General features: G+C 50.0%; 18 protein-coding genes. 13 read left to right on the top strand and 5 right to left on the bottom strand.

All coding sequences use genetic code 11. The annotated features are described in order from the left end of the window. Window positions 1-56: 56 nt before the first annotated feature. Both O1Q74_RS16035 and pdxA read right to left on the bottom strand, forming a co-directional pair. Window positions 57-1,775 carry a four-carbon acid sugar kinase family protein gene (locus O1Q74_RS16035; RefSeq protein ID WP_271874612.1) on the bottom strand — a complete coding sequence of 573 codons (1,719 nt, stop codon included), beginning with the start codon at window positions 1,773-1,775 and terminating at the stop codon, window positions 57-59. A 33-nt stretch (window positions 1,776-1,808) separates the two neighbouring features. Next, window positions 1,809-2,813: a 4-hydroxythreonine-4-phosphate dehydrogenase PdxA gene (pdxA, locus tag O1Q74_RS16030; RefSeq protein WP_271874611.1), complete on the bottom strand. Its 1,005-nt coding sequence runs from the start codon at window positions 2,811-2,813 to the stop codon at window positions 1,809-1,811. 244 nt (window positions 2,814-3,057) lie between these two features. Between pdxA and O1Q74_RS16025 the strand changes: the two genes are divergently transcribed. The 3 genes from O1Q74_RS16025 to maeB all read left to right on the top strand — a co-directional run bounded on the left by O1Q74_RS16025 (window position 3,058) and on the right by maeB (window position 7,506). Then, window positions 3,058-3,852, top strand: a complete 795-nt coding sequence (locus O1Q74_RS16025) for a triose-phosphate isomerase (protein ID WP_271874610.1) — start codon at window positions 3,058-3,060, stop codon at window positions 3,850-3,852. Between the two features lie 33 nt (window positions 3,853-3,885). Then, window positions 3,886-4,851, top strand: a complete 966-nt coding sequence (locus O1Q74_RS16020) for a sugar-binding transcriptional regulator (protein ID WP_039548418.1) — start codon at window positions 3,886-3,888, stop codon at window positions 4,849-4,851. A 375-nt stretch (window positions 4,852-5,226) separates the two neighbouring features. Further along, complete coding sequence (gene maeB, locus O1Q74_RS16015; RefSeq protein ID WP_271874609.1) at window positions 5,227-7,506, top strand: NADP-dependent oxaloacetate-decarboxylating malate dehydrogenase; 2,280 nt, start codon at window positions 5,227-5,229, stop codon at window positions 7,504-7,506. Between the two features lie 65 nt (window positions 7,507-7,571). Here maeB and O1Q74_RS16010 read toward each other — a convergent pair whose 3' ends face one another. Next, window positions 7,572-8,597, bottom strand: a complete 1,026-nt coding sequence (locus tag O1Q74_RS16010) for a methyltransferase (protein WP_271874608.1) — start codon at window positions 8,595-8,597, stop codon at window positions 7,572-7,574. 599 nt (window positions 8,598-9,196) lie between these two features. On the opposite strand from O1Q74_RS16010, the gene mtr reads away from it, so the two are divergent. Then, window positions 9,197-10,471 (top strand): tryptophan permease, encoded by a 1,275-nt coding sequence (gene mtr, locus O1Q74_RS16005; protein WP_271874607.1) that lies wholly within the window; start codon window positions 9,197-9,199, stop codon window positions 10,469-10,471. 66 nt (window positions 10,472-10,537) lie between these two features. Here mtr and O1Q74_RS16000 read toward each other — a convergent pair whose 3' ends face one another. Together O1Q74_RS16000 and hemF are read right to left on the bottom strand one after the other, a co-directional pair. After that, window positions 10,538-10,990, bottom strand: a complete 453-nt coding sequence (locus O1Q74_RS16000; protein WP_263058819.1) for a YaiI/YqxD family protein — start codon at window positions 10,988-10,990, stop codon at window positions 10,538-10,540. A 3-nt stretch (window positions 10,991-10,993) separates the two neighbouring features. Further along, entirely contained in the window at window positions 10,994-11,926 is a 933-nt protein-coding gene (hemF, locus tag O1Q74_RS15995; RefSeq protein ID WP_271878962.1) for an oxygen-dependent coproporphyrinogen oxidase, read from the bottom strand. Window positions 11,927-12,107: 181 nt separating this feature from the next. Here hemF and O1Q74_RS15990 point away from each other — a divergent pair, with 181 nt between their 5' ends. From O1Q74_RS15990 to O1Q74_RS15950, 9 genes are all read left to right on the top strand, one after another. Beyond that, window positions 12,108-12,533, top strand: coding sequence for a GNAT family acetyltransferase (locus tag O1Q74_RS15990; protein WP_180743370.1), 426 nt, complete (start codon window positions 12,108-12,110; stop codon window positions 12,531-12,533). Between the two features lie 413 nt (window positions 12,534-12,946). Then, window positions 12,947-13,093 carry a hypothetical protein gene (locus tag O1Q74_RS15985; protein ID WP_271874606.1) on the top strand — a complete coding sequence of 49 codons (147 nt, stop codon included), beginning with the start codon at window positions 12,947-12,949 and terminating at the stop codon, window positions 13,091-13,093. Window positions 13,094-13,118: 25 nt separating this feature from the next. After that, on the top strand, window positions 13,119-13,955 hold the full coding sequence (locus O1Q74_RS15980; RefSeq protein ID WP_271874605.1) for a pesticin C-terminus-like muramidase: 837 nt from the start codon (window positions 13,119-13,121) through the stop codon (window positions 13,953-13,955). 43 nt (window positions 13,956-13,998) lie between these two features. Next, window positions 13,999-15,173, top strand: a protein-coding gene (locus O1Q74_RS15975) for an IS3 family transposase (protein ID WP_442953095.1) whose coding sequence is annotated in 2 segments (ribosomal slippage) — window positions 13,999-14,257 and window positions 14,257-15,173 — 1,176 coding nt in all. Because the reading frame shifts where the segments join, the coding sequence is not laid out codon by codon here. Window positions 15,174-15,695: 522 nt separating this feature from the next. After that, window positions 15,696-16,217 (top strand): sigma-70 family RNA polymerase sigma factor, encoded by a 522-nt coding sequence (locus O1Q74_RS15970; protein WP_039485027.1) that lies wholly within the window; start codon window positions 15,696-15,698, stop codon window positions 16,215-16,217. Beyond that, complete coding sequence (locus O1Q74_RS15965; RefSeq protein WP_271874604.1) at window positions 16,204-17,154, top strand: FecR family protein; 951 nt, start codon at window positions 16,204-16,206, stop codon at window positions 17,152-17,154. The genes O1Q74_RS15970 and O1Q74_RS15965 overlap by 14 nt, the downstream gene beginning before the upstream one ends. Window positions 17,155-17,273: 119 nt before the next feature. After that, complete coding sequence (locus O1Q74_RS15960; protein ID WP_271874603.1) at window positions 17,274-20,087, top strand: TonB-dependent receptor; 2,814 nt, start codon at window positions 17,274-17,276, stop codon at window positions 20,085-20,087. 25 nt (window positions 20,088-20,112) lie between these two features. Beyond that, the gene (locus O1Q74_RS15955) at window positions 20,113-22,884 is read left to right on the top strand and encodes a M16 family metallopeptidase (protein ID WP_271874602.1); all 2,772 of its coding nucleotides are present in this window, start codon (window positions 20,113-20,115) and stop codon (window positions 22,882-22,884) included. Next, window positions 22,881-24,554 (top strand): ABC transporter ATP-binding protein/permease, encoded by a 1,674-nt coding sequence (locus O1Q74_RS15950; protein WP_271874601.1) that lies wholly within the window; start codon window positions 22,881-22,883, stop codon window positions 24,552-24,554. Before O1Q74_RS15955 ends, O1Q74_RS15950 begins: the two co-directional genes overlap by 4 nt. The last annotated feature ends 2 nt before the right edge of the window (window positions 24,555-24,556 follow it).

Raw genomic sequence — 24,556 nt, 5'->3', positions numbered from 1 at the left:
ACGTCGGATTGGTTTTTTATATCGACTTTCTTTTTTTTGCTTTTACTGCTGTTTATTTATTGCAGCGTTTCCCGGTGAATATGATGAATAATGGTGTGGATAATATCCTCTGGTCCGGTCAGGCCGCCTTTCCCGACACAAATTAGCCCTTCATACTCACCGCCAATAATTTTGACCAGATCGGTTTGAGGAATAACGTAATCCACCATTTCAATACCGTTAGCGCCGAGCTGTTTGAGCACGTTGACCATGGTGTCTCCACCCGTCATGTACAGCCCTTTAATCTCTGAGGCTGCGGCATCAAGTACCGTTTTGACGATATTTCCCAAACCCTGATTGATATTTTCCGCCGCCTGACCGTGCGCTAGTCCAAAGCGCTGTTCTTCCACGGTGAGATCGAGCAGGCGACCCGTTAATGCGGATTCAAAAACGAAGATGGCATTGGCGTGGGTTTTCACGCACTCCAGCGCCTGCCTGACCACTCTTGCTACTTCTATATCCGCCGAGTGCTCTTTATCAATCAGTAACTCGGCATCAATGGGAATGTGGCAAACGCGCGGGTCGGTTTCAATGAGTGCGGTAAGCTGCTTTTTGGTGACCGGCGTGGCGCTGCCTGCGACGACGATGATAGAACCCTGCTGTTGCTCCTGCGGGATGAGCGCTTTCTCTTTACGTTCCTCATCGCGGATCATTTCACGGGTAAAGGCCAAACGCTCGGTGAAAGGACCGGGATCAACGGCCAGCACATTCCAGTTCAGCTTGGTGACCGCGCGAGCAATATTTTCCACATCGGCCAGTGAAATGGCATCCACGACTATGACGCGCGCGCCTTCCCGCTGCTGCTGAACCAGCGCATCGCTGATGGCGTGATAGCCTTTTAACACGCAAGACAGGGGAATATGTTTCACCTGATGATGCGTTTGCTCACTAAGCAACCCAGGCACAAAGGTTTCCGTTACTGGCGTACGAACGTCTTTCGCGACATCGGTGCAGGAGAGGGCGACGGAGTCAATCACCGAGTAGCCGCCGACCACAATACGGCGCGACTGTGGCATAGCAGGCACCACCACCGCGACGGTTTCCTGCGGCAGCACTTCCAGCATGGCATCAATTTCGTAGCCAATACCGCCGCGCAGTGTGGTATCAACCCGCTTAGTGAAATACACCGCGCCGCGTTCCAGTAGGGCCTGGGTCGCATTCCTTACCCGATTTTTCGCTTCGGCTTTAGGCAGGGGACGGCTATCGCTGCTGATCACCATGGCCTGCCAGTCTGACTCACAGTCGCTGAACGAGGCGGTGTTAAAAAAAGCGGCGGTTTTCATACCGCTGCGCGCCAGCAGGACGCCAATCGTCGTCGCGCCCGTGAGGTCGTCAGCCACAATGCCGAGTTTATCTCCTTGTTTCCCCTCTGCCCGTAACCGAATTCCGGCTGGCGTGACATCGGAAACATAAATCTCTTCCCGAATGTATTCCGCCAGCGGGCCGGTTTTTGCGGTCGGGTGAAGGTTGATCGTCGGGATCCCCCGTTTGGGATACAGGCCGCAGCGCAGCGTGCCGCCGCAGTCGATGACCACTAAACCGATCTCCTGTTCATCGGGTTCGCCGTGTTTGAAAACATCCACGGCTTCCCAGCCGGTGAGTTCCATCAACCGATCGACTACGGTGGGGCGAATCCCCCCGGTGATGTAGGCAATCTTTTTCCCTGGTGCGACATTAACGAGCAGCGGCCCGCCCCAGCCTTTGCCGCCCCTGATTATTTCCAAATAGCGCGTCATGATGTGTTCTCCCCCGGTGGTCTGAAATCGGCATTAGTGCTTCATCTTCCAGTAGCGTGCGGCGACCAGCGTTGATTCCAGCATACTGACCGTGCCTGCTTTGCCCGTTCCCGCAATATCGAAAGCGGTGCCGTGGTCGACAGAACTACGCATAAATGGCAGACCAAAAGTGATGGTGATGGAGCGCTCGAAGTCGAGCGTTTTGCAAGCGATATGCCCCTGATCGTGATAGAGCGACAAAATGGCGTCGTAATGCCCTTGTTTTCCAAGGTGGAAAACAGAATCGGCAGGAATCGGGCCTATCGCGTTGATGCCCATTTCCTGAGCGGCTTTGACGGCAGGAATCAGGTTGTCTTTCTCTTCATGACCAAACAGGCCGTTATCCGAGGCGTGCGGGTTGAGCGCGGCGACGGCGATACGTGGATTGTTAATATTCAGCGCGGTGAATTCATGGTGGATTTGCTGTACACAGGCGAGAACACGTTCTTTATTCGCATAGTCGCAGGCTTCTTTCAGTGCGATATGGCGGCTGACGAAAAATACCCGCAGTTTTTGCACATGGAACATCGTCAGGCCGTAATCCGAACCGGTTTCAACCTGATAAATTTCGGTATGCCCCGGTAGTTTACAGCCTGCGAGTTTGATCGCTTCTTTGTGGATCGGCGCAGTGGAAACCACATCAATGTCGCCAGCCATGCCCAACTCAATGGATTTCATGACGTAATCAAGGGACATCTTTCCGGCCAGCGGTTGGACCTTGCCCCATTCGATGCTATCGCAATCGTAGTTGCCGGTTTCCAGAATATCTAACGTACCCCAGGTGAATTTGGCTTCGGCGGGAGAGGTAATGACGTTGATCGAAAAATCACAGTTTTTGATGGCCATCGCGCGACGGACGATCGGTACTGAACCAATCAGGAAAGGACGACACTCTTCATACACCTCTTTATCCATCATGGTGGCAATGGAAATCTCAGGGCCAATCCCTGCTGGATCGCCGATGGTCAGAGCAACAACAGGTTTTTTTGCGGTCGACATAATTTCCCCTTTTTTATCGTAAACCGAAGTGGTTTTGTTCATATGTTCATGTATTGAACTTTTGTTTTATGGGATTTTACGGTTTAATTGAGAAATAGCTTTGAATTCGATCACATTAACCACAATTGATTTCTTTTTTATCCGTTTTAGTGATCGAACATTTGTTTGTAGAGTGAATATAAGTTTGTTAGATGCGCTTTTGTTACGATAGAACGAAAGCCCCTGTGTAAGCGATGGAGATGACATGAAAAAGGTGATGATAGGGACGAGCTGGAAAATGAATAAGACCCGGCAGGACGCGGTGGATTACTGCACGGTGTTATCCAGACAGCTTAACGATGCGGCTGGCGCAGGTATTCAGCCTTTTGTCATCCCCGCTTTTACGTTGATAAGGGAGGTGACCGACTACCTGTCTGCGCACAAGGTGAATTGCCTGACAGGGGCGCAGAACATGCACTATGCTGACAACGGCGCGTGGACGGGAGAGGTTTCTCCGTTGATGGTCAGTGATTGCGGCGCATCGCTGGTCGAGCTGGGGCATTCCGAGCGGCGGCAGCACTTTGCGGAAAACGATGCGGATATTCAGAAAAAAGTGCAGGCCGCGCTGCGTTATCAACTGCGTCCGCTGGTTTGTGTGGGCGACAGTGCGCAAGAGAAAGCGTGGGGTGTATCCAAAGAAACCGTCATTCGACAAATGAAAATTGCGCTTGCGGGGTTACACGCGCAGCAGGCGGAACAGGTCATCATTGCGTATGAACCTGTCTGGGCCATCGGCGAAGGGGGAACGCCAGCCTCCGCACAGGAAGCGCAAGCGATTCACGCTGCTTTGCGTCAGGCGCTGGTTGTCCTTTATGGCGAAGACACTGCCTCTCGTATGACGCTTCTGTACGGCGGCAGCGTGAATCCGCATAATACGGTCGAACTTATTCAATGCGCCGATATTGACGGGTTATTTATTGGCAGGTCTGCATGGGATGCGGAGAATTTCTGCCAACTGGTGCGCCGTGTTTCAGCATTGTTGAATGAACAGGGTGAGTGATTGACCCTAAGCGAAACCAAAATGGGTTAAGCCATGAGTGAATTTGATTCAGACAGTGAATTACTAACGGAAATAGCCGTCGCGTATTATGAAAATCAACAAACGCAGGAAGAGATTGCCAGCCGCTTTGGTATCTCGCGTATCAAGGTTGGACGTTTGTTAAAGCGGGCGCGGGCGGAAGGGATTGTTGAAATTAATGTCCGCTATCATCCGGTATTTAGCTCTCAGCTTGAACAACAGTTTATTAAGAGCTTTGGCATCAAGCGTGCGCTGATTGCGATCGATCACCATGATGAGGATGAACAGCGCCAGCAGGTGGCATCGCTGGTGTCCACTTACTTGTCCAGTATTTTGAAAAACGGCATGTCTGTGGCGGTCGGGCAGGGGCGCAACGTGGCGGCTGTCGCCAGTCACGTGGGCGTATTTCCAGAACGACACTGCAAGTTTATCTGTGGCATCGGCGGCACGCAGCGCGACGGGGAACTGATTGATGCTGACCATATCAGCCGTCATCTGGCGCGGAAATTTAATGCCACGAGCGAAACGCTGTACGCGCCCGCCTATGTTGAAAATTCGGCACTAAAATCTTCCTTCATGCAAAACCGTTTGATCAATGAAACACTTGAACGTGCAAGCAAGGCGGATATTGCGCTGGTGGGATTGGGTGACATGAACGAAAACAGTTTCATGGTTCAACTCGGCTGGTTTACCTCACAGGAGATCATCACGGCGCGTCAGGATGAGGGCGTGGTCGGAGATATCGCCGGCTATGCTTTTTTAGATATTCAGGGGCGACCAGTGGATACGGTGATGAACGATAGGGTTATCGGGCTGAGTCTCGATCAGTTACGCAAAATCCCTTATGTGATCGCGATCGCCTCGGAAAACACCAAAGCAACGGCGATTCTGGCTGCGCTGCGCTCTGGCATTGTGGATGTGATCGCCACCAGCGCCAGCAATGCCCGCACGGTGTTGAGTTTGATCTCCGCCAAACACTAGTTTCGCCTTACCGTCTCTCATCGCCCATCTGCTTTATCGTTCATCCTCGGTTATCGCGTAGTGCGCCTGCACCGCGCGATTTCTTCCTGTCGCGTATCCGGCTGCTGAACGAAAAACCGTCAAATAAAATAACTATATTAACCAGCATTCCCCCGCAGTTTTTGCCATTCTCGGTAGTTTAGCCATTGGTAAACACTATACCCTAGATAATTCGAGTTGCAGGAAGGCGGCAACTGCGCGAATCCTCAGGAGCTTACACAGGTAAGTGACTGAGGTGAGTAAGGGAAGCCAACGCACATGCAGCTTGAAGTATGACGGGTATATACTGGGTACTCTCGACCCTACAGACACAACAAAACCGAAAAGGTACATAAAATGGATGAACAGCTAAAGCAAAGCGCCCTTGATTTCCACCAGTATCCGATCCCCGGAAAAATTCAGGTTTCCCCGACGAAACCGCTGGCGACGCAGCGCGATCTGGCGTTGGCGTATTCTCCTGGTGTTGCGGCACCCTGTCTGGAAATTGCAGCAGATCCGCTGGCAGCCTACAAATACACCGCGCGCGGCAATCTGGTCGCCGTGATCTCTAACGGAACGGCTGTTCTTGGCCTCGGCAATATCGGCGCACTGGCTGGTAAACCGGTGATGGAAGGTAAAGGCGTTCTGTTCAAAAAATTCTCCGGCATTGATGTTTTCGATATCGAAGTCGACGAGCAGGATCCAGACAAGCTGATCGACGTGATCGCCGCGCTGGAGCCGACGTTCGGCGGTATCAATCTGGAAGACATCAAGGCACCGGAGTGCTTTTATATCGAGAAGAAGCTGCGTGAGCGCATGAAGATTCCCGTCTTCCACGACGATCAGCACGGCACGGCGATCATCTGTACCGCCGCCGTTTTGAACGGCCTGCGCGTAGTCGAAAAAAATATTTCTGATGTGCGTCTGGTGGTGTCCGGTGCAGGCGCGGCGTCTATCGCCTGTCTGAATCTGCTGGTGGCGCTGGGTCTCCAGAAGCACAACATTGTCGTATGTGATTCGCGCGGCGTGATTTATCACGGTCGTGATGAAAACATGGAAGAAACCAAAGCGGCGTATGCGGTGGAAGATAACGGCGCGCGCAAACTGGCCGATGTTATCCCTGATGCGGATATCTTCCTTGGTTGCTCCGGCCCTGGCGTACTGACGCAGGATATGGTGAAAACCATGGCACCGCGTCCGCTGATCATGGCATTGGCAAACCCTGAACCGGAAATTCTGCCGCCGCTGGCGAAAGAAGTGCGCCCGGATGCGATTATCTGTACCGGTCGTTCGGACTATCCGAATCAGGTGAATAACGTACTGTGCTTCCCGTTCATCTTCCGCGGCGCGCTGGACGTGGGCGCGACCACGATCAACGAAGAGATGAAACTGGCCTGCGTGCACGCGATTGCCGATCTGGCGCTGGCGGAGCAGAGCGAAGTGGTGGCCTCTGCTTACGGCGATCAGGAGCTGTCATTCGGGCCGGATTATCTGATTCCGAAACCGTTCGATCCGCGTTTGATTATCAAGATCGCCCCCGCGGTAGCGAAGGCGGCGATGGATTCCGGCGTGGCGACGCGTCCGATCGAAGATTTCGATGTGTATATCGAAAAACTGACCCAGTTCGTCTACAAAACCAACCTGTTCATGAAACCGATCTTCGCACAGGCGCGTCAGCAGCCGAAGCGTGTGGTATTCGCGGAAGGTGAAGATGCGCGTGTGCTGCACGCTACGCAGGAGCTGGTGACGCTGGGTCTGGCGTTCCCGATTCTGATCGGCCGCCCGAGCGTCATTGAGATGCGCCTGCAAAAACTGGGGCTGCAACTGACCATCGGTAAAGATTTCGAAGTGGTCAACAACGAATCGGATCCGCGCTTTAAAGCATACTGGAGCGAGTATTTCGAACTGATGAAGCGTCGTGGTGTGTCGCAGGAAAAAGCACAACGCGCGGTGATCGGCAACCCAACGCTGATCGGAGCCATCATGGTTCACCGTGGCGAAGCGGATGCGCTGATTTGCGGCACGATTGGCACCTATGAAGAGCATTTCGACGTGGTTGAAAAAGTGTTCGGCTACCGTGAAGGCGTGCAGGCGGCGGGCGCGATGAACGCGCTGATGCTGCCGAGCGGCAATACCTTCATTGCCGACACCTACGTCAATGCCGATCCGACGCCGGAACAACTGGCGGAAATCACCCTGATGGCGGCAGAAAGCGTACGTCGTTTTGGTATCGAGCCGAAAGTCGCGCTGCTGTCGCACTCCAGCTTCGGCACCTCCGATTCGCCGACGGCGCAGAAGATGCGTGCCACGCTGGCGCTGGTCAACAAGCTGGCACCGGAACTGGAGATTGACGGCGAAATGCACGGCGATGCCGCGCTGGTGGAAGCGATCCGCCGCGAGCAAATGCCGGACAGCCCACTGAAAGGATCGGCTAACATCCTGATCATGCCGAATATGGAGTCTGCACGTATCAGCTATAACCTGCTGCGCGTGTCTTCTTCAGAAGGCGTGACCGTTGGGCCGGTACTGATGGGTATCTCAAAACCCGTACACATCCTGACGCCGATTGCCTCCGTACGCCGGATCGTGAACATGGTCGCACTGGCGGTGGTAGAAGCACAAACTCAGCCGCTGTAAACGGCCTTACTTGACTAAATCTAAACATCCCGGCTGATTCTGAGCCGGGGTTTTTATGAATGTGGTTATGCTCTTGCCCGCGTCAGCGAATAGCCACTGTAAATGGGTTGAGTGTGCGGTTCTGAAAATCCAGCTTCTTTTAGCAGCGTTTCCAGTTCTGAAGCGCGGAACTGTTTGCCTTTGGTTATATGCAGCATAGTGATGGAGAACATGCCTGCGATGAGAGGACCAGCCTGATCTTCGTCGATTAACATTTCGTAAATCAGAATTTCCCCACCTTTCTTAAGTGACTGTCGGGCATTCTGAAGTAAAAACTGGCACTGTTCTTTATCCCAGTCATGAAGAACATTAGCGGCAAAGATTACGTCATATCCGACAGGCCACTGCTGGTTAAACATATCCAGCGCATGTGTTCCAATGCGTTCCTGCATATTGAACTGGCTAATGTAGTCCTGCGCGACTTCACATACAGTGGGAAGATCCGCAACGGTAAAGGTGGCGGATTTATTTTTTGTCGCCAATGCAATAGATAAACAAGCAGATCCTCCGCCTAAATCCAACACGTGGCAGTTTTCCGGCAGTGTGAGCTGTTGTGCTAAACCAAGCGCGATGGGAAATGAGTGACTGTGCATTGCGGAAGTAATGGTTCGGGCTCGTTCGTTGCTCATTGAGTTTTCCTCCCAGCCGGTGGTCAACAGAATGCCATCACCCATTGCTGTCGGTTTACGCTGCCTGAGTATTTCCATCAGGCTATCATGACTGAGTTGAGCCTCTTTAAACCAGTTGATCATGTGTCCCCAATAAAATGGGCTATCACGTAATAGATAACTATTGCTGACAGGCGTCAGAGAAAAACCACTATTGTTGCTTTGTATCAGGCCAGCTCCGCCAAGTGTGGCGGTAAGGGCTTCAGCGGAGTCACTACTGAGGCCTAATTGTGTGGATAGCTCGTCTAAAGATAATGGTTTTAGCGCCAGTAATTCAAACAGGTTCAGTTCAAGGGAAACGGATAATACGGGAGTCAGTACGTTGGAAAGCCAGATATGCCGAATTAAACTATCCTCATGCTGAGGAAAATCTATATTCTTCATTGTTAACGCCTTTTGTTTTATGTGAATAAATGATATGCAATGTATGTTTTATTAATTCAGCCATGAAAGGTGACTTCCCTTTATTCTTATATAGCATAAGATGTAGGTTACTGTGAAATTACAAAGAGAATGTTGTAAGTGATCGTTATTGGCGTCTTTGTAAGAATTTAGTTAAAATTTTTCAGGAAGTGTATATGATGAATGGTTGTTGTGATTAAGCTAATTATTTCCATTGGAAGTAATTTCTGTAGATTATAAATTTATTTTATCCATTTTGATAAGTAGTTTGAAAGTGATGTAATATTTTATATTAAATAAAGTTTTCCGTCTTTGACATGATGTCATCTAATTACCTTGATTTATCCGCTAAATAATATCAAATCAAAATGAGAAAAATACGCCGAAACCAACGAAAGGCAGCATAAGCGCATCGATATAGATTAGCTCCTATACAAATGAAGATAATTAAGCCTTTTTTATACCGTTAGAGGTTGCGATAAAAATATGTTAGTGATCATTATTGATGGCAGAGATAATATAGAATAAAGGCGTGTTTTTCATGTCTATTTTAACAAAAATCCAACGAGCGACTATCGGTTATGGCTACACGTGCAGTGAACGAAAATACAGTAGCAAAAAGCGGTACAGAAAAGCGTCTCCCTTCGCTGCTTGGTGGGGCGATGATTATTGCAGGAACGATTATCGGCGCCGGGATGTTTTCCCTGCCGGTGGTGATGTCGGGGGCCTGGTTTTTCTGGTCATTTGCCGTGTTGGTGTTTACCTGGTTTTGCATGTACCACTCGGGGTTGATGATACTGGAAGCCAACCTTAATTACCCGGTTGGCTCCAGCTTCGATACGCTGACTAAAGATCTGCTGGGCAAGCGTTGGAATATTGTTAATGGCATATCGATTGCCTTCGTCCTCTATATCCTGACTTATGCCTACATTTCAGCGAGTGGTTCAATCATCCATCACTCGCTTGCTGAGATGTCGATCGACTTCTCCGCACGAACCGGCGGCTTCCTGTTTGCGTTGTTTGTTGCGTTGACCGTGTGGTGGAGTACGGCAGCAGTAAGCCGCATGACCGCATTTTTTCTGGCCGCCAAAGTCCTGACTTTTTTCATGACGTTCGGCAGTCTGCTGTGGAACGTTAAGCCCGTTGTTTTATTCAATGTGGCGGAAGCGTCACCCAGCTATCTGCCATATGTGTTGATGACGCTGCCATTTTGTCTCGCGTCTTTCGGCTTTCATGGCAACGTTCCTAGTTTGGTGAAGCACTACGGTCGTGAACCGCAGATTATCAAGCGCTGTTTGTTTATTGGCAGCGTGCTGGCGTTGGTGATGTATGCCATCTGGCTGATTGGCACGATGGGCAATATCGCTCGCCCTGACTTTATCGGGATTGCCGAGCGGGGCGGTAATATTGATGTTCTGGTGCAGGCGTTGGGTGGGGTGCTGAACAGCCCTTATCTGGACGTGCTGCTCACCGTCTTTTCCAACTTTGCTGTTGCCTGTTCGTTTCTCGGGGTGACGCTGGGACTGTTCGATTATCTGGCGGATTTGCTGAAGTTTGACGATAGCCGAATGGGAAGAGCGAAAACGGCACTGGTGACGTTTCTTCCACCCGTTATCGGTGGGCTGCTGTATCCGAATGGCTTTATTTATGCGATTGGTTTTGCCGGGCTGGCGGCTACGGTGTGGGCGGTGATTACGCCAGCACTGTTGGCTCGCGCGTCGCGCGTCCGCTTCGGTAGCCCGCTGTTCCGCGTGCGAGGTGGCAATGCGATGGTTGCACTGGTGCTGCTATTTGGCATTGGCACCGCGCTGATACACATTCTTTCCAGTCTCGATTTACTGCCAGTTTATCGCTAAGTATGCATCGCCATTCTGCCTTGTCTGCTAAAGCAGAAGCGGCGGGATGGCGAGTGCTTCAGACCGTTACGGTTTTTTCGCCTGCTGTAACCACTTATCCAGTTCATTAGCGAACTGCTGACGATCCCGCTGGCTTAATGCGCTGGGGCCACCGGTTTGTATTCCGCTGGCGCGCATGGTGTCCATAAAGTCCCGCATGTTCAGCCGTTCCCGAATGGTATCCGGCGTATAGCGTTCGCCGCGCGGGTTCAACGCGGCGCCGCCTTTTTCTATCACTTCTGCTGCCAGCGGAATATCGGCGGTGATCACCAAATCGCCCGCTTCAGTGCGGCGTACAATTTCATTATCGGCGACATCAAAACCCGATGAGACGCGCAGCGTGCGGATAAAACGCGACGGCGGCACCTTGATAGTCTGGTTGGCAACCAGCGTGACCTGTGTTTGCGTGCGATCTGCCGCGCGAAATAGCACGTCTTTGATGACGTTAGGACAAGCGTCGGCATCGACCCAAATCTGCATGACTTATGCTTCCTTGTTTTGCGTGTTACTTTCTGCCAGCCAGTCTCTGGCCGGTAAAAAATCTTGATACAGTAGGGCTTCCGGGCTACCCGGTTCTGGCTGGTGCTGATATTCCCAGCGTACCAGCGGCGGCATGGACATCAAGATTGACTCGGTGCGTCCGCCGCTTTGCAGGCCAAACAGCGTACCGCGATCCCAAATCAGGTTGAATTCCACATAGCGGCCGCGGCGATAGAGCTGGAACTCGCGCTCGCGTTCTCCCCACGGCAAATCTTGACGCCGTTCAACAATAGGCAGATAGCCGTCGAGGAAGCCGTTACCGACAGCGCGGATGAAGGCAAAGCTGGTAGCGAAATCTGGCTCGTTGAGATCGTCGAAAAAGAGCCCGCCGATACCGCGTGCTTCGTTACGGTGCTTCAGGAAGAAGTAATCGTCGCACCACTTTTTATAGCGCGGGTATACCTCGTCACCGAACGGCTGGCACAGGTCGTGAGCGGTCTGGTGCCAGTGCACCGCGTCTTCTTTGAAACCATAATAGGGCGTGAGATCGAACCCACCGCCAAACCACCACACCGGTTCTTCTCCCGGTTTCTCTGCGATGAACAGGCGCACATTGGCATGGCTGGTGGGGATGTAAGGACTTAGCGGATGAATCACCAGCGACACGCCCATTGCCTGAAAACTGCGGCCAGCCAGATCGGGACGATGAGTGCTGGCTGAAGGCGGCAACGATTTACCGGTGATATGGGAAAAATTTACGCCAGCGCGTTCAAAGACGCGCCCGCCGGACAGCACGCGACTGCACCCGCCGCCGCCTTCGGCACGTTGCCATTCATCCTTGGCGAAATCAGCTTCGCCATCGATCGCTGCAAGCTGCTGACAGATATCTTTCTGTAAACTAAGCAAAAAATGTTTTACCGTATTGACGTCAGACAGAGTAGGCATCTCGTTTCCCTCGCGATGGTGACACAGTAGTAAGGCAAGCAGTATACCATCAATAAAATTGATCTCCGGTCACTCGTTGTGTGATTCCCGATGGCGGTGCGCAATTTAGGATTGCGTCTGATAAAAATCACGCGATAATCACGATTTACCTTATTACAAAATGGCGACTGTGATGGAAATCCGCATATTCAGGCAGGATGACTTTGAAGCCGTGATCACCCTTTGGGAACGCTGCGACTTGCTGCGCCCGTGGAACGATCCTGAAATGGACATCGAACGTAAGCTCAATCACGACCCCGATCTGTTTCTGGTCGCAGAGGTGAACGGCGAAATCGTGGGGTCGGTGATGGGCGGTTACGACGGCCACCGTGGTTCGGCATACTACCTTGGCGTGCACCCTGATTTTCGTGGCCGCGGCATTGCGAATGCGTTGATTAGCCGACTGGAGAAAAAACTCATTGCCCGCGGCTGTCCGAAGATCCACCTGATGGTGCGTGAGGACAACGATGCTGTCATCGGCATGTATGAAAAACTCGACTACGAGATGGTTGATAGCGTCACGCTGGGAAAACGCCTGATTGAAGATCGGGAATATTGATTTATTCCGATCTTCAAGCGATATCCGTTAATATTTTTTCTTCTCTAGAATATTCCCAATGCTGAGAAAAGGGGCGCCGTTAATGGTGCACCTTTTCTTATTTATTTGCTAACCCATTGTTATAAATGTGTTTATCAGTGTATTGGCCGTTTAATGTCTTGTTTATTCTGATTAACTTTCTTAATTCACCATTTAGTGAGGAATTTACGAACCCTATCGCAATGGTAGAGTTACTGATCGTAATTATTTCAATGGTTCTATTTATTCCACAGGACAATTCTGGTTATTAAAATTCTTTAAAATAAAAAATGATTAGGATCTTGCATTATACCCTCTAATTTACGGTGTGAATCGTGAATTGATATAGCCATGATGGCAGGTGAAGCTATTTATTTTATAAATGAGGCCAATGAATGAAAAAAGATGAGGGTTTTCAAAGTGAAAATAAATTGGAAGTTAATTTTCATGGAGTAAACGAAACAGAAGGAAAAGTAAAATATGAAGAGATAAAAAAACGGCGACCTGGATGTAAGCGGGAAAAGTGTTTTTGCGCACGATAGTCCTTTTTGTAAAAAGGAAATGAAAATGGCAACGTATATAGTAAGAGATCTTGATACTAACATAGAGATTGAATGCCCTGATGATGTGTATATATTAGATGCCTTCGAAGAAGCTGGGGAGAGTTTGCCATATTCATGTCGTGCCGGTTCATGCTCGACTTGTGTAGCATTATTAATTCATGGCGATGTTGATCAGAGTGATGGAAATTTCTTAGAAGCAGAAGATAAGGATATGTTTTTATTAACTTGCTCAGCTTATCCTATTTCTAATTGTGTTATTAGAACCGGTGCTGAAGAGCTACTTTATGAACGAGTTAAATTACGTCGACAGATGCTTTCAGACAAGCTGAGAATTAATATAAATTTTTTATTAGAGTCTGAAGGGTTTAAAGAAAACGGGTATGTTCCTAAAAATAAAGAGGGGAAATCAGATGAAAACTCAGGTGTTACTATCGGTGGAGGTGTGGATTTAGGACAACGAGATAAAAATGAATTGCTACGTGATGGCGTACCGCAAGATCTTGTGGATATATTGTCACCTTATACCAAAATTAAAGGGAGTGTTGCTGCTGAAAAATTAAGAAACTCACCATTAACTTTGAGTGAAAATGACGCTGACTTCTTAACTTCTATTTACACACAAAAAGCACTAAGAGAGGTAGGAAATGCTTTTGATGCCGAATCAGTTGGTTTGAAGTTTAATGAGTTACCGACAAACACACGGACGGCGATAGCAGATTTGGCATTTCAATATGGTAATCTAAAAATAAAAACGCCAAAGTCCTGGGGGTATATTACTCGTAATGAGTGGGATTTGTTTTTGAATGAACTTTGTAGTGGCACACTGAATTTGGCCACCTGAATAGAGGTGATATCATCACCTCACAGTCAAAACAGGTGACATTATGACCGGACGTAACAGACGTAATTTTAGCCCCGAGTTTCGCCTCGAAGCTGCCCAGCTTGTACTCGATCAGCACTACACCGTTGCCGCCGCTGCAACGGCAATGAATGTCGGCAAATCCACGATGGACAAATGGGTTCGACAACTGAAAGAAGAGCGAGCGGGAAAATCACCCACTGCTTCACCCATGACACCTGAGCAGATTGAAATACGTGAGCTAAAGAAAAGACTTCAACGCGTTGAAATGGAAAGGGATATATTAAAAAAGGCTACCGCGCTCTTGATGTCAGACTCCCTGAACAATTCTCATTAGTTGAGAAACTCAGGGCGCGGTTTCCTGTTGCCGTTGTGTGCAACGTGTTTGGGGTTCATCGCAGCAGTTATAAATACTGGCGGCAGCCCAGGAAGCCTGACGCCACGAGAGTGGCATTACTGAGCCTTGTGCGTGAAGTTTATCGCGAAAGTAACGGCTCAGCAGGAGCGCGAAGCATTGCCGCGATGGTCACCACCAAAGGTATAAAACTGAGCCGCTGGCGGGCAACAAAGCTGATGAAAGCGCTCAATATTATCAGTTGTCAGCAACCTGGCCATCGTTATAAGAAGGCGTCTAAGGAACACATTGAGATCCCTAATTATCTGGCTCGCCAGTTTGCTGTTACCGAGCCTAATCAGGCCTGGTGCGGTGATGTGACTTATATCTGGACGGGAAAACGCTGGGCTTATCTGGCTGTAGTACTCGATTTGTTTTCCCGTAAACCGGTTGGCTGGGCGATGTCATTTTTCCCTGATTCAGCACTGACAGGTAAAGCCCTGTCGATGGCCTGGGAAGCACGGGGAAAACCGGCTAATTTACTGTATCACTCGGATCAAGGCAGTCACTATACCAGCAGGAATTTCAGGCAGTTACTGTGGAGATATCAGATAAAGCAAAGTCTGAGTCGCCGGGGAAATTGCTGGGATAACAGCCCAATGGAACGGTTCTTCAGAAGCCTGAAAACAGAGTGGGTACCGGATAATGGCTACACGAATTTTAGCCAAGCCAGCACGGCAATAACGAATTACATCACAGGATATTACAGCCAGCTCAGACCCCATCAATATAATGGTGGTTTGACGCCGAATGAATCAGAAAGATTGTTCTGGAAAAACTCTAAAGCCGTGGCCAGTTTTTGTTGACCACTACACTTAATGATTTTGGTGATGATTATAAAACAAGAAGAAAGAGGGAGGCTGCATTGATTCAGCGTGATATCGCTATGCAGGCTTATTTATACGAAGAACATATGCGAGAGGTGATGAGTTTCTTTGATAATGATTTTTGGTTATGGCGGTAATGGAATTTTTTTTGAATAACGAACAGTATAACTGAGCGTGCCGATAGGACAGGATCGATGCATTAACATCGGTATGAAACTGGAACTGGTTAGATAAACAGTTCCAGTTTTTTATTAGAGAGTTGATATTTATTGAATCAATCGAATGTTTAGAGACCGTAATTTAAATTGTACATTGGCTGACTTTGGGTAGTTCACCATCAGCGATGGAAACTGGCTGGCGATGGTCGTAAGGATACAATAAAGTCCTTAATTGCGTGACAGCCTCATACCGCTTAAAAAGTGTTGCATCGTGCTACTGGATTAGATGATAATGAGTATCAATTAAACTAATGTCATCTGCTTTTTGCCTGTTGAAACCATTATGACGCAGCTAACTTCTTTCTGGAGTGATTTTTACCAGACCCACCAAGGATGGCTGCGGGGATGGCTTTGTAAAAAAATGGGCTGCATTCATCAGGCAGATGATCTTACCCATGACACCTTCCTAAAACTCCTGACGCTTGCTGACCCTACCGCTATCCGACAGCCTAAGGCTTATCTGATGGTGACGGCGAATCACGTCATGATAGATCAGTTCCGTAAGCGTAAACTGGAACAAGATGCGTTATCTGCATTAGCGGTATTAGTTGATGGGGAAGAAGAGCATTCTGCGGAATATCGTGTTGCGATAAGTCAGCTTGTGGCGACGGCGCTGCATATTTTGACCCATGAGTTAGATGAAAAGGTACAACGTGCATTTATTATGGCGCGCGTGGAAGGGCACGATTATCGGACGATTGCTGAGGCGCTGCACGTGAGTGAAAGTAGCGTAAAGCAATATCTGGCGAAAGCGATGGTGCATTTCCATAGTCGGATCTTCTTCCAGGAACATGATGAAGCGTAACGCTGACTTTGAGCAGATCCAGCAGCAAGCCGCTGAATGGGTACTACGCTTCTCAGAGGTCGAACAGGATAGCGACGACGCGATATTACTGCACAAAGAGTGGCAGCAGTGGTGCCTGAGCGACGTCCGCCATTCTGTGGTTTATCATCAGATGCAGCAATTATGGGCAAGTGCTGCCATCACGCCAGCGGCGACATCCCGCAAATCGCGCTCATCCCGTTATGTTGCTCTGGCGATTTTCATCGCAGGTGGTTGGTTACTAAGCCAACTGCCTTATTCTTATTGGTTGGCCGATCAGCGTACTGTTGCTGGTGAAGTCCGGCGCATTGTGCTGGATGACGGTAGCGAATTGATGCTGAACAGCAATTCAGCTGTGAATATTTCCTTTACACCACAAAAACGAACGATCACGTTGCTACGTGGTGAAGTTTACGCGCATGTTGCTAAAGATCCGCGTAGCAGACCGTTTGTGATTGACAGTGCACAGGCAACGGCTCAGGCACTGGGTACTCGCTATAGCGTACGTGATACAGGAGAAGATACGCTGGTGAGCGTTGACGAATCTCGTGTACGTGTGACCGCACATGGGAACTCGGATATCCGCCTTGATCTTGGTGCTGGTCAGCAGGTTGGGCTTGATCGGCTCCATATTACCCGGCCAGTGGGGGCATCAACGGAAGCGGGTTGGATTCACAACCAATTGATTTTTGAAAATGCCCCGTTCATTCAGGTTGTTGATGAACTTTCCCGTCATTACCCAGGGCTAATTTATCTGGATCCGCGTCAGCGTCAGGAACTCGACAGTCTGCACTTTACCGGCGTTCTGCCATTGAATGACAGTCAGCAAGCGCTCGAACTACTGAAACATTCCCTTCCCATCTCCGTCCGGCAGTCTCTCGGCTACCTTGTCTGGATTAGTGAAAATAAAAACCGTTAATAATCAATAGTAAACAGTTAATTTAAATATAAATGATAATTATTTTTATTTTCTTCTGCCCGATTTTTGCTGAACAACGTCTTCTCTCCTGAAAACATAAAATAATTCAGGGTAAATTCATGCGTAATTTTTTGGGGATGCGTAACACAATTTGGCCGACTGCGATGCTAACGCTGGCGTTAAGCGGAGGCAGCTCGGCGTTTGGCGCAACGGCACTAGCGCAATCAATACACCTTCCTGCACAGTCATTGGAAAAATCATTAACACAGTTGGCACGGCAGACGGGGGTCAATTTTGGTGTTGATAGCCAACTGGTTGCAGGGAAACAAGCTCCTGCGTTGGAAGGAAACTACACGGTGGAACAGGCTTTGGACAGGTTATTGAACAGTAATAACCTTTATGCCGAGCCTACAGGAACCGGTAACGCTTTTATCATTCGCCCAATGGCTAGCGTGCCTGCGGCGGATGATGTACAGAGCATACCTACGGGTGCAGAGAATAGCCGAACAGGAAATGAAGGGCGTGGCGATGTAATCATGGTAAAAGCGCAGATTACGCCGGGGCCGATGGAGATCGGTAGCCAACAATTGGTGGCTGAGGAAATCGCAAAAAAGCCGACGAGTAATGGAAATATCACTGAATTGCTGCGCACTAATCCAAATGTGCAATTTTCTGAAACGTCACGCAACAGTGAGACACCGGGGGAACTGGCCCCAGATGTTGTCTCGTTCCACGGTGAGAAGTTCTATAACAACAACTTCATGATCGACGGGATGTCGAATAACGATCGCCTGAACCCTGGTGTGAATGTCGGTGAGGTGGGGTCTACTGCCAATGGGAATGCCGCTGATGATTTCCCATCTGGTCATCCTGAATCCTTCTGGATTGACAGCAGTCTGATTGACAGTTTGTCGGTTTACGACAGTAATGTGTCGGCTAAGTATGGTCAATTCACTGGCGGTGTAATTGATGCAAAACTTAAGAAACCTTCGTTTACCGAGCCGTCTGGTTCTGTCTCTTACCGTACGACGCGTTCGTCATGGACGAAATATCATCTGGAGAAAAAAGATGAAGCCTCGTTTAGTGCCGCAACTACGCTTAAGAGGCAGCCTAAATTCACCAAAAATTTTTATAACCTGAACGTTAGCCAGCCCTTGAATGATAATGCGGCGCTGATGTTTGTGTATAGCCGTAAGGAATCTGATATCCCATTCTGGCATACGATTTTTCAAAAATGGGAAGATCAATCGCGCGAATCCGAAACCTATATGTTACGTGGCGCGTGGGATGCTAATGAACGAAACCAATTTAGCTTATCACTCATGCATTCACCCCATAGTGCAAGCTATGTGCGTTCCAATATTAAGGGTGCTGGTTTTACTGCTGAAGGTGGTGGATATAACGCCAACCTGAAGTGGGATAATCAGAATAAATGGGGAAAAGTTGCCACACAGTTAATATGGAAGCAGAACGAGAACACCATCAAGAACGAAGGTGATAACTTTTATGCCTGGGCTAAAACAGACAGTATTGACTGGGTATCGAGCTTTTCTGGAACTGCTGCTCAGCAGGGGGGATATGGCACGGTAAGAACTGAGCAATCGGGCATTAACTTCAAACAAGATTGGCAGCTAAATCCTTTTTCTGCATGGGGAGTACAACACCAGTTTGATTTTGGTTTTGATACCGATTTTTCCAAAGCTCGCTACCAACGTAGAGACACCTCTTACAGCTATACAGTAGCAGTCAAAAGCGCTGCGATAGTATGTGAAAGCGGTGACTCAGCTTGTATCAACGGTGAACAGTACCTCAGCCAAAGAGCGGTTTATGAAGCGTCTGATGTGAGCGTAGCCGCCAGTACTTACTCGGTTTATTTACAGGATACGCTGACGGCTTCCCGTTTAACAATGGTACCCGGCGTTCGCGTTGATTATGACGACTACATGAAAAACATGAACGTCTCACCACGCTTCAGTACCAGTTATGACGTTTGGGGCGATCGTTCCACCGAGGTTTTCGGTGGGGTGAATCGTTACTATGCTGGCAATGTGTTGGCCTATAAGCTGCGTGAAGCACGCAAGCAACCGTATACCGAATGTCGAGCTAATACGCTGACTAATGTCGGTGGATGTACCCAAAAATCAACGAATGTAACGCCCGATGAATGGGTCTTTGGTAGGAAGCTTAACCAAGCTAATTACCGATACACGTCATTAAATACTCCTTACAGTGATGAACTCAATCTCGGTGCGCAGCAGCGAATTTATGACACCGTTTGGACTTTGAAATGGGTTCATCGTGAAGCAAAAGACCAATTTGCTGCTGAGAGAGATACAGCGACAAAAACCTATGAGTTAACCAATAACGGTAAATCCGAATCAGACACATTTAGTTTGATGGTCAAGCCTGTTTCCCCCATTGAATGGAACTCTACGGTATTCAGTTGGTCGGCGGGAGCGAATATTCATAAAAGTACCTCCTCAAATAAGGACTATGACACTGAGGCAGATCTCGATCGCCAGATTATCTATAACGGAAAAATGATCAGAGCGATTGATAAACCCGCCGATAATTACAACCGCCCTTGGACGGCGTTTCTTGAGCTGAATACTGAAATACCCAACTGGCGTTTAGATTGGACACAGCGTTTAAGTTATGTCGGTGGCTATAAAGCCATTAAACGTACTGAAACCATTAACTGCCCAGATGACGACCGCTGTTCCGGGTATGTCGGTTCTACTGATGTTTATGAAGAAGAACAGTATGGCAACAATATGTTGTTGGACTGGCGTATCGCCTACACCCAGCCATTAGGTAAGCAGAATCTAAAAGTGGGCGTAGATGTACTCAATGTCCTAAATAAAGCCAACAAGAATGAATCTAATTATGGATTAGGTCGTCAGTTCTGGCTGGATGTGACGTATTCATGGTAAGTGATAAAAATAATAAAGGTCAGTGATGAAAAGTAAAATCATGTATTGGCTGGCGGGCGTTATTTGCCTGTTAGCGGGAAGCGTGGTGAGCCAGGCCGAAGAAGTGAAAAGTCCGTTGCCGGTTTTTAAAGAAGGAACGCTGGCGAATGGATTGCGTTATACCCTCGTGCCGCTGGAAGGGCAGAAAGCGCGGGTAGATGTTCGCCTGATTGTGGATGTCGGTTCGATTGATGAGAAGGACAACGAGTCCGGCGTCGCGCATATGGTGGAGCACATGGTGTTCCGCGCCAGCGAGGCGTTTCCTCAAGGTGTGAGTACAGAACTGCACAAACAGGGATGGGGACGCGGACAGAGCTATAACGCGGTGACCAACTACGAACGCACCATGTACATGATGAGCCCGCCGAAAGGGAATCGCGATCTGGGGACGACCTTGCAGGCGCTGAGCCAGATGACCGGTCATGCCAAGCTGCTGCAAAGCGATCTCGATGATGAGCGCAAAATTATCCTGGAAGAGTGGCGCGGCAAGCTGGGCGTAGCGGAACGCATGAACCAGCAGCGCGTACAGGCGATTCGCCATGATTCTCGCTATCCTTCCCGCCCGACGATTGGCACCGAACAGTCGATTAACGACACGCCGGCTAGCGTACTACAGGATTTCTATCAGCGCTGGTATCACCCGTCGAATATGCGGTTGATGATTATCGGTGATATCACGCCTGCGGAGGCGGAGCGCGATATTCAACGCTATTTTGCACCGTTGCCGAATGTTGCTGTGCCAGCCCGTGATTACTATGAGCCGTTACTGAAACCGCAGCTCAACGTGGCGCGTTTGCAGGATAGCCAAAGTGGTAGCAGTCAGGTGTCGTTTGTCTACCGTTTCAATGATAAAGACACCTTCGGCCAATCCGATTTTCGTCATCGTTTGCTCACCCAAATCACGATGTCTGCGGTTACGCGTCAGGTTCGTCGCCAGCAGGCGGAGTTGCCACAAGATGCCAGTAGTTTGGTGATACGTAAATCGGATATCGGTAAAACGACGGCCGCGCTGGGCTTTTTCGCCAATGTGATGCCGGGTGGTCATGACGCCGCGATTTCTGCCGTACTGAAAGAAATTGAACGATTCAAACGCTATCCGTTAAACGAACAGGACATCGCGGAGATCACCTCCGATATTCGTGAAGTCGCACAGCGTATGAGCGATACCCCTGAGTCGCGTGAATTTGCAGACTGGGTTCAGCAGTTGACCATCGTCTGGCAGCAGGATCGCCCGTATGTCGGCAGCCAGCAGCGCGGTACAGATGCACTGGACGCGCTGGACACCATCACCGCGGAAGAGGTGAACCGCCATTGGCAACGTTGGTTAGCTTCTCCAGATACGCTGGTACAATTTAGTGTGCCGGGTGCGACACCTTTCACGCTGCCGAAGCCGGAGGCGATGCGTAAGTTACAGGCGCAGTGGGCGGCAGCGACGCTGGCACCGTTACAGGTGGAAAAAGAAAAAGTCATCCCTGAGCTTCCTGCCGTGACGCAAAGCGGAAAGCGTACGGCGGTGAAAGCCTTTGCGGCGCAGAAGGTCGAGCAGTGGCAGTTGAGTAATGGCGATCGCGTCGTGTGGCTGCGCGCGCCGGAAGCGGGCAAGAAAGTGTATCTCACCGCGACGAGTCAGGCTGGATTCATGGCGACGTCGCTGAATCCGTGGCAGGCACAGTTGGCGAGTCAACTGGTCAATCAGAGCGGCCCTGCGACATGGAGTGGTGAAGCGCTAACGAACTGGAAAAAAGATAAATCCCTGTCGTTGAGCATCGATCAGGAAGCGGATCAACTGACGGTAAACGGGAGCGCCCCCACTGAGCAACTAGCCAGTCTGCTGGGGTTATACCGCGAGCTGAATGTGGCACCGGGTATCGATCCTGAGGTGATGAAAGAGAGCATGATGAGTCTGGCGCGTCAGAAGGCCAATGACGATCAGTCTGTTTCAGGAAAACGTGCCAGCGAAATCACTACGCTGCGTTTTGGTGGGCCAAGCTGGCAGCAGCCTGAAATTGCCGAGCTGAAGCAAATTACGGCACCGGCGTTACTGTCACAGTGGCATAAAGCCGCTTTTGCGCCAGTCACCTACTATCTGATCGCCGATATGCCTGCTGCACAGATTTTGCCGCAGGTTGAACGCTATCTCGCGACGATCCCACGTCAGCCAGCCAGTGACGTGAAATCACATCTGGCGCTGCCGGGTAAACGTGAAGCGACATCGGCTATCAATATCGAGCCGCGTGCCGATATCCTGACCTGGAGCTTCACACCATATACGTGGACGCCACAAGCCGCCGTGCAGGTGAGTATTGCTCGTAATATTGCGAATAAATACCTCAAGACGAGCCTGCGTGATGACGCACTGGGTATTTACCGCATGCGTGTCGATAGCGAGCTGGAAGATAAGAAACAGCGTATTGAGACGGAAGTGAGTTTCAGCAGCGCGCCAGAACGTGCGCAGGAGCTGTGGAAACTGGCCGAGCACGTCTTTGCTGAACTGCCGACGAAGATTACTCAGGAAGATGTGGACGATCAAAAAGCACAGTTTATCCGTGCAGAAAAAGGGCGTCAGAGCGATCTCATGACAATACAGCGCCGCCTGCTTCTGAGCTACCGTCACTATGACGATCCGCGCTATCTGAGCAGTGTATCCAAACTGGCTGACAGCATCACGCTGGAAGGCGTGCGGGCGATGTCGGCGAAGCTATACAACCCGGATAACCGCGTGCTTTACATCACCTTGCCGCAAGAGGTGAAAGAGTGAAAAAGATTGCGGCACAGTTTGCCGATCTCTGCCGTCCCTTCTGGGGCGGCAAACGCAGCTGGCAGGCATGGCTCCTACTGCTCGTAACCATTTCGATGGGTGGGATGATCGTCTATCTCAATGTGTTGTTAAACGAGTGGAGTAAGACGTTTTATGATGCGTTAGGCGCATTCGACAGCAATTTGCTTCTGTCTCTGATGAAAGAATACGGCGTTTACATCCTGCTCTATATCGGGTCGATCGTGTATCAGGAGTGGTTTACCAAACTGCTGATTATCCGTTGGCGTACCGCGTTAACCGCCGAGCTGGTAGATAGCTGGCTGGCGAAGCGGGCATTTTATCGGATGTCAGTTGCGGGCAAGATTGATAACCCAGACCAGCGTATTGCCGAAGATATCAACCTGTTTGTCGACAAAGCCGTTAGTCTGGTCATCGAATTTTTGATCGTGACCGCTCGTTTGTTCTCTTTCGTCGTCATTCTGTGGGGATTATCGGGCGTTCAGCGCTTTACCCTGTTTGGCAAAGAGTGGGTAATCGAAGGTTATCTGGTCTGGATCGCTATTCTGTATACGCTGCTCGGCAGCCTGATTACGCATGTGGTCGGGAAACGTCTGCATAATATTAATTATGAGAAGCAAAAGGCAGAGGCCGATTTCCGTGCGGCGCTGCTGCGTAAGCATGATAACGCCGAGCAAATCGCGCTGTACGGCGGCGAAGCGCAAGAGAAAAGCCATCTTCAGCGGCATTTCTCTGCCATCGTGTCGAACTGGGGGCGTTTTATGAATGCCGAGCGTAATCTGGGCTTCTTCACCACAGGCTATATGCGTGTAAGCCAGATTGTGCCGATCTTTGCCGCTCTGCCTGCTTTCCTGAGTAAAACAGTAACGCTGGGCGGGTTGATGCAGATCCGCGGGGCGTTTGCGCAAGTGCACGGTGCGTTGAGCTGGTTTATCCATAAGTACAAAGAGTTCGTGATTCTTTCTGCCAGTATGGCGCGTCTCAGCCAGTTCAAGGAAGAAATCAAACGTCACCAGTCTGAACAGGTCGATGCGCCGGTAGGACAGGATTTACGTATTGATCAGCTTTCTTTCACCACGCCGCAGGGTTCTCCGCTGTTGCAACATGTGGATCTGAGTTGCGAAGCGGGGAGCTGGAGTAAATTTGCTGGCCGCAGCGGGCTAGGGAAGTCAACGCTGCTGCGTACGTTAAACGGTCTGTGGCCCTATTACGATGGTCGCTGGCAGGCACCGGAAGGGCGTAGTTTGCTGTTACCGCAGCAAAGCTATCTGGGGCAGGGGACGCTGGCGGAGATTCTCTGCTATCCGCACCCGCCGCTGGCTGACAGCGAGATGCTGCGTCAGACGCTGGACAGCGTCGGGCTGGGCGCGTGGCGCGATCGTCTGGATGAGCAACTGAACTGGGATCGGGTGTTCTCCGGCGGTGAGCGGCAGCGTGTTGCCTTTGCCCGTGCGTTGATCGCCAAACCCGATACGCTCTATCTGGATGAAGCGACCAGCAATCTGGATCATGACGCTGCCAGACAGCTTCTTGCCTTGGTCAAGATGGCGTTGCCTGCGTGTACCGTGGTGGCGATTACGCACCAGACGGAGCTGGACGATCTGTTCCCGCACCGTTATGACTTAACCGATTTTTCCTCACAGCGCAGTTGATG

Origin of the sequence: Pectobacterium sp. A5351 (assembly GCF_028335745.1) — a bacterium.
In the GTDB taxonomy this organism is placed as follows: domain Bacteria; phylum Pseudomonadota; class Gammaproteobacteria; order Enterobacterales; family Enterobacteriaceae; genus Pectobacterium.
Note: the sequence above shows the minus strand (reverse complement) of the source record. Positions and strands in the feature narration are given on the sequence as shown.